The 6618-nt window shown below is 64.1% G+C and carries 7 protein-coding genes and 1 pseudogene; all 8 read right to left on the reverse strand.

Annotated features, from left to right (window positions below):
• Positions 1-410: pseudogene (locus tag AB4Y86_RS08960) on the reverse strand (bifunctional metallophosphatase/5'-nucleotidase); the annotation flags it as partial.
• A gap of 216 nt (positions 411-626) precedes the next feature.
• A complete protein-coding gene (rplL, locus tag AB4Y86_RS08965) occupies positions 627-1004 on the reverse strand; it encodes a 50S ribosomal protein L7/L12 (protein WP_354233903.1) in 378 nt (125 codons plus the stop codon).
• Between the two features lie 77 nt (positions 1005-1081).
• Positions 1082-1678 carry a 50S ribosomal protein L10 gene (gene rplJ, locus AB4Y86_RS08970; RefSeq protein ID WP_441401900.1) on the reverse strand — a complete coding sequence of 199 codons (597 nt, stop codon included), beginning with the start codon at positions 1676-1678 and terminating at the stop codon, positions 1082-1084.
• Between the two features lie 261 nt (positions 1679-1939).
• Positions 1940-3082, reverse strand: a complete 1143-nt coding sequence (locus tag AB4Y86_RS08975) for a GNAT family N-acetyltransferase (RefSeq protein ID WP_441401901.1) — start codon at positions 3080-3082, stop codon at positions 1940-1942.
• Positions 3083-3282: 200 nt separating this feature from the next.
• Positions 3283-4395 carry a GNAT family N-acetyltransferase gene (locus AB4Y86_RS08980; RefSeq protein ID WP_441401902.1) on the reverse strand — a complete coding sequence of 371 codons (1113 nt, stop codon included), beginning with the start codon at positions 4393-4395 and terminating at the stop codon, positions 3283-3285.
• Positions 4396-4478: 83 nt separating this feature from the next.
• Positions 4479-5186 (reverse strand): 50S ribosomal protein L1, encoded by a 708-nt coding sequence (rplA, locus tag AB4Y86_RS08985; protein ID WP_441401903.1) that lies wholly within the window; start codon positions 5184-5186, stop codon positions 4479-4481.
• A 175-nt stretch (positions 5187-5361) separates the two neighbouring features.
• On the reverse strand, positions 5362-5793 hold the full coding sequence (rplK, locus tag AB4Y86_RS08990) for a 50S ribosomal protein L11 (protein WP_003803853.1): 432 nt from the start codon (positions 5791-5793) through the stop codon (positions 5362-5364).
• A gap of 129 nt (positions 5794-5922) precedes the next feature.
• Positions 5923-6618 (reverse strand): transcription termination/antitermination protein NusG (gene nusG, locus AB4Y86_RS08995; protein ID WP_441401904.1); only part of this gene is annotated, 696 nt, incomplete at its 5' end.

The following is a 6618-nucleotide window of genomic DNA, read 5'->3' on the forward strand; positions in this document are numbered from 1 at the left end:
GCGTTCATGGCCAGCGCCATCGGGTGCTTGACGCTGCCGGAGATGGGGTTGATCTTGGCGAAGTAATAGGCCAGCGGGGTGCCCTGGATGGTGTCGCCGGAATCGATGGTGAGCGTATTTGCGGCGCCGCGCTCGGCCCGGACCGCCTTAATCAGGGTCGAAGCCTGGGCGATGCCGATCTTGTTGCCCGCGTTGTCCGAATAGGGTTCGTCCTTGAAGTAGTCCCAGTTGAAGACGTTGTTGTGGAGGTCGGTGGTGCCGAGCACTGTCAGCCGGAATTGCTTCTTGTCGTTGGCCGGTGCGGCCTGCGCCGCGGGGGCGCCGGAGAGTGTGGCTGCGGCRGCGCTGCCGCCGACCAGGGCCGCGGCGAGCATGGCGCGGCGGGAGAACGATGGATTCGGATCGGTCATTGTGTGAGCTCCTGAGGGTTCGGCGGCCGGTCGGCACAATGCCAAAGTCTAGGGGCAGCACCGGGGACTCGAAAGGAGAGCGCGCAATCGTTTTCTCAAGGTTCACCAGAACGTGCCCGGGGTGAAACGCAGGAAGACCCCGCCCACCGGAGTGGACGGGGTCTTCCTGGAAAGACTGGGCCGCTCGAACGCGTCGAGCTTCCCGGGCAGCGCGAGTTACTTGAGGGTAACCGTTGCGCCGGCCTCTTCGAGCTGAGCCTTTGCCTTCTCGGCAGCTTCCTTGGTGGCGCCTTCGAGAACAGCCTTCGGAGCGCTGTCAACAACGTCCTTGGCTTCCTTCAGACCCAGGGAAGTGATGGCGCGAACTTCCTTGATCACTGCAATCTTCTTCTCGCCAGCAGATTCGAGGATAACGTCGAATTCGGTCTGCTCTTCAGCCTCTTCAGCAGCGCCGCCACCGGCCGGGCCGGCAACTGCAACAGCTGCTGCAGTAACTTCGAAGGTCTCTTCGAAGAGCTTGACGAACTCGGAGAGCTCGATGATGGTCAGTTCCTTGAAAGCTTCAATGAGCTCTTCGTTGGTGAGCTTCGCCATGGTGTGGCGTCCTTCCTATAGGTGGTGCTTGGCTGCCGGGGGCATGCCTTCGCACCGGAGTCTGGTTTGAAAGAGAGTTAGTTCTCTTCGGGAGCTGCGGCGTCGGCCGGAGCTGCGGCGTCGGCTTCTTCAGCTGCGGGAGCTTCGGCTTCTTCAGCGGCGGGCGCTTCGGCAACTGCCGGTGCACCGTTCTCTTCTTCAAGCTTGAGGCGCAGTGCGTCGATGATGCGTGCAGCAGCGGCAGCAGGAGCCTTGAGGATGCCTGCAACCTTGGCGAGCTGCAGCTCGCGGGACTCGAGTGCTGCCAGGGCAGCAACTTCGCTGGCGTTCAGTGCCTTGCCCTCGAAGTAACCGGTCTTGATGACCAGCTGCTTGTTGGCCTTGGCAAAATCCGTCAGGCTCTTGGCAGCGGCAACTGCGTCACCCTTGATGAACGCGATTGCAGTGGGGCCGGAGAGCTGGTCGTTGAATGCTTCAACACCGGCTTCCTTGGCTGCAATGGCGGTCAGGGTGTTCTTGACGACCGAGAACTTGGTGTCCTGGCCGAGAGAGACACGCAGCTGCTTGAGCTGTGCAACGGTGAGCCCACGGTATTCGGTCAGGACAGCGGCGTTCGATTCCTTGAAATCGTTAGTGATCTCAGCTACTGCTGAAACCTTGCTAGGCGTTGCCATAACCCTCCTTCCGGGGATAGTGCCGGTTCGTTCCGGGTCCCCGCTCAAAAGAGCTAAAAACTAAAAACGCCCCGCGCAGATGCACGGGGCTTGTCTCAACGCGGCCATGCCGCGGAGCTTTGCTTCGTTCACCTGCGCCGGCCGCCCTATGTTCAGGGTCCTTCGTCCGGAGATCCACTTGCTCTCCCGGCGCGGCTGCAGAATTGAGCCTTGCTTGGGAGAGTGGATTTCCAACAACCGACGGTCTTTGGTTCCTCCAGCTTACGGGACGGGGCCCGGGTGCTCCAAATCGGCATAGCTGACGCTAGGCCGGGAGTCCGGCAACTCCTTTTGCCAGATGCCGGTTACGCCGGCGGTGGTGAACCCCAACTTTTGGTTGACGGTGAGGAGGTAGCGGTTTTCCGGGGCGTTCCAGGTGTAGAGCACACGCGCATCCGGGAACTGCTCGGAGAGTCGCTCCATGTTGGCCACCTTGATCATCAGGCCGAGCTTGTTKCCGCGGTGCTCCSSMAGGAYCAYKGTGTCRTCCTGGAASACGACGTCGGGGCGCAGGGCCAAGACGCTGATGGTCGTCAGCCCCACAAGGGTGCCGCTGGCGAGGTGCTCGACGGCGGTCACCACGGTCCGGCGGCCCTGCGCGATGGCGACCTCTTCAGCCTTGCGGAGGAGGCCGGCGTCGAACACCAGGTCCCCGTCGTCGGCACCGGGGATTCCGTCCTCCCGGGCGTGGTTCTCCAGCGCGGCAATCGCTTCCAGCCATTGCTCGGGGCACCGGTCCGTCCAGTGGTGTAAGCGGTAGCGGCCGGCGTTGGCTTCCTCGGCCTCGGCATGAAGATCGGCGACGAGCTTGCTGTCCAGCGGAAGGGCGCAGGAGCTGAATTGTTCGATGTGCTGCAGGGTGTAGCCGGTGTGCTGCGCGAACTCCACTTCCCTGCTCTTGAGCGGGACGAAGCCGAGTCCGGAACCGGGCATCAGCTGGCCGGCGGTGCCGTCCGCGAGCGTCGCGCCGGGGTGGTTCGTGTCGATCAGGATGGTGCTCCGGCCCTCGTCCCGGGCGAAATGCTCAGCGGCCTCGAGCAGCTGCCGCCCAACGCCCCGGCCCTGGAACTCCGGCAGGATGTCGAGGGTGAATTCGGCGACGTCCAGGTTGTCTGCGAGTGGCAGCGCAATGTCCACGGTTCCGACGATCTCGCCGTCGACCTTGGCCACCAGAATCACCTGGCGCTCATAGGGGTCTGCCATTTCCAGCAGTTTCTCCAGGGGTGCGTACGCGAGGTCGTCGCTTCCCCAGGTCTGCATCCGGACCTTGCGTCCTACTTCGATGGCGGCAAGGAAATCTGCGGCATCCGGTCCATCCACCGAATCCGGGATCCAGAGCTGCTCAACGCGTACCTCGTCTGCCATTGCGGGCATCTTCCCAGCCGTTCTGCCGCCCAATGCATTGCCCCGAATGTTCGTCAACTGGATGTTCATCGATGAATGCTAATCCGGGCAGTGCGTGCCCGGCTCACGCCGGGCTCTCAAGCGCCAGCATATGCCCGTTTCGGCGCGCATTCCATGGCCGGGTCCGGGTGATTCCTGCCCTRCCGCGCCGCGGGCGGACGTCACCCGGACGCCGCAGTTCCGCGGCCCCGGACGGACCTCTGCCATTCCCCGTCCCAGCCGGCGGCCCGGAAGCCGAGGGCGACATTGATGGCCAGCATGTGATCGTTTTCGGCGGCGTTGAACGTGGTGACGCGTTTGACCTCCGGGTAGTCCGCCAGGCGCCGGAGATTGGCGATTTTGACCAGCATGCCCAGGCGGTGGCCACGGTGCCCAGCGGCGACAAGTGTGTCGTCCTGCTCGGCCAGCCACGGCTTACTGGGCGCCAGTTCCAGCACGGAGTAGGCCGCCAGCACGCCGCTGTCCCGGTGGCGCGCCGCTGTCACGAGCGAGGCGTTCCCTGCCCGCTTCCAGGTGTCCTCCACGTGGCGGACTCGGGCGGCGTCCCAGGTTTCCTCGTCATACCTGAGGCCTCCCATCGGCACGTCGGTGCTCATCCGTGACATCAGGGCAGCCAACTGCACCACATATTCGTCCGGACAGTGGTCCGTCCAGGACAACAGCTCATATCCGGCAGCCTTGGTCCATGCCTCCCGCTCCAAGCGGTCCAGTTCTGTCGCAGCCGCGGCGACGTCCAGGCTGCTGTACCGCTCAACCTGCTCGAGCTGGTAGCCGGCCGCCGCGGCGAAGCGGACTCCGCGTGCGGACGCGGGCAGTGCCCCGGTTCCGGTCAGCGGGGTGATCACGTCCGGACCAGCGGCGTCGAAGTCTGCCGGGTGTTCCGTGAAGGTCGCCAGAACGGTGCGGTCCTCGGCAGCGGCCAAGGCTTCCGTGTGTTCCAGCAGTTCCCGTCCGATCCCACGGCCGGCGTACGCGTCCAGGACGGCCACGTGCAGGAGCCCGCGCCCGAGGTTCTCCTGTTGCTCGAAGCGGATCCAGGACCTCGCCACCATGACGCCGTCGATGCGGACAAAGAAGAGCCTCATCCGGGTGTAGGCGTTGTCCCGCCAAAACCGCAGCCTTGCCCCGTCGGGCGTCGCACGGTCGAGGCTCCCCCAGGTTTCCTGGGTGAGCGCGTCACAAAGCCGGCCGAATTCGAGGAACTCCGCGGCGTCCGGGCCATCGAGTGTTTCCGGGAGGGTCAGGGGTTCGATACGGTGCGTGGCTGCGGTCACCGGGTCAGCCTAACCGCCGCCCGGGACGCGGAAAAGGCCGCCCCGCGGAAGCGGGACAGCCTTTTCAGTGGTGCTGTGGAGGATTACGCCTCGGTCAGGACCTTGGTGACCTGGGGGTCAACCGCAATGCCCGGGCCAAACGTGGTGGCGACGGTGGCCTTCTGGATGTAGCGGCCCTTGGAAGCGGACGGCTTGAGGCGGAGGACCTCTTCCAGTGCGGTGGCGTAGTTCTCGGCSAGCTTGACGGCGTCGAAGGACACCTTGCCGATGATGAAGTGCAGGTTCGAGTGCTTGTCGACGCGGAAGTCGATCTTGCCGCCCTTGATGTCGTTGACGGCCTTGGCGACGTCAGCGGTCACGGTGCCGGTCTTCGGGTTCGGCATCAGGTTACGCGGACCCAGAACCTTACCGAGGCGGCCAACCTTGCCCATGAGGTCGGGGGTGGCGACAGCGGCGTCGAAGTCGGTCCAGCCGCCCTGGATCTTTTCGATCAGGTCGTCGGAACCAACGAAGTCGGCGCCGGCTGCGATTGCGGCCTCGGCCTTGTCGCCCGTTGCGAAGACGAGAACGCGGGCGGTCTTACCGGTGCCGTGCGGCAGGATAACGGTGCCGCGGACCATCTGGTCAGCCTTACGCGGGTCTACACCCAGGCGGAAAGCAACCTCAACGGTGGCGTCAAACTTGGACGGGTTGGTGTCCTTGGCGAGCGTCACTGCCTCGAACGGCGCGTAGAACTTCTCCGCGTCGATCTTGGCGGCGGCTGCCTCATATGCTTTGCTGCGCTTTGCCATGCTGCTTATTCTCCTTGTGCAGTTGTGGTCTGYGGACCGCGCTGGGCCCTGCCACAGTTGGGGCTCCGGAAGGGAATCCCAACATCTCAATGTTTAGGTGGTGCCGGTTGCCCGGCGGTGCTGTCCGGCGTCGTGAGCGGTATCCCGATCCCTGCGCCGCGTCAGCGGTGGGGAATTAACCCTCGACGGTGATCCCCATGGAGCGGGCGGTGCCGGCGATGATCTTCGCGGCGCCTTCCAGGCTGGTGGCGTTGAGGTCTTCCATCTTGGTGGAGGCGATCTCGTTGACCTGGGCCTGGGTCAGCTTGGCCACCTTGACGGTGTGCGGGGTAGCCGAACCCTTGGCGACGCCTGCAGCCTTCTTGATGAGCTCTGCAGCCGGCGGGGTCTTGGTGATGAACGTGAATGAACGGTCCTCGTAGACCGTGATTTCTACCGGAATAACGTTGCCGCGCTGGGCTTCCGTCGCAGCGTTGTACGCCTTGCAGAATTCCATGATGTTGACACCGTGCTGGCCAAGCGCAGGACCGATCGGCGGGGCCGGGTTAGCGGCGCCTGCCTGGATCTGCAGCTTGATGAGGCCGGTGACCTTCTTCTTGGGAGCCAATGTAGGTCCTTCTCTCAAATACGTCCTGGGACACAGGAGCGTGCCTCAGGTTGCTGGCCACCATGGCAAGGCGGCCGACCGCACCAAGGCTGCTAAGCGGGCAGCCCGGGGCGAATTCTGTGGATAAAGCTAGATCTTGCTGACCTGGTTGAACGCCAGGGTGACCGGGGTCTCGCGTTCGAAGATGGAGACCAGCACCACGAGGGTCTGCGAATCCACTTTGATCTCGGAGATCGTGGCGGGCAGGGTCTCGAAGGGGCCCTCCTTGACGATGACCGACTCGCCGACCTCGAAGTCGACGTCGACCGCAGCGGCGGCGTGCTTGACCGGCTTGCCCTTCTCAGCCTGCTCTTCTTCGAAGACCGGCGCGAGCATGGAGAAGACCTCGTCGAGGCGCAGCGGCACCGGGTCGTGGGCGTTACCCACGAAGCCGGTGACGCCGGGGGTGTGGCGGACGGCGCCCCAGGAGGCATCCGTCAGGTCCATGCGGACCAGGACGTAGCCGGGGATGCGGACGCGGTTAATAACCTTGCGCTGAGCGTTCTTGATCTCAACGACTTCCTCCATCGGGACCTGGATCTCGAAGATGTAATCTTCCATGTCCAGCGTCTGGATGCGGGTCTCCAGGTTGGCCTTGACGCGGTTCTCGTAACCTGCGTAGGAGTGGATGACGTACCAGTCACCCTCCTGGCGGCGCAGCCTGGCCTTGAACTCATCGGCGGGGTCAACCTCGGCCGCGGCAGCGGCCGCCGCCAAAGCGTCGCCCTCTTCGCCGTCGTCGGTCTCCGCGGCAGCTACTGCCTCATCGGCTACTGTCTCATCGGC

Source organism: Arthrobacter sp. 2YAF22_2, from assembly GCF_052114645.1.
In the GTDB taxonomy this organism is placed as follows: Bacteria; Actinomycetota; Actinomycetes; order Actinomycetales; family Micrococcaceae; genus Arthrobacter.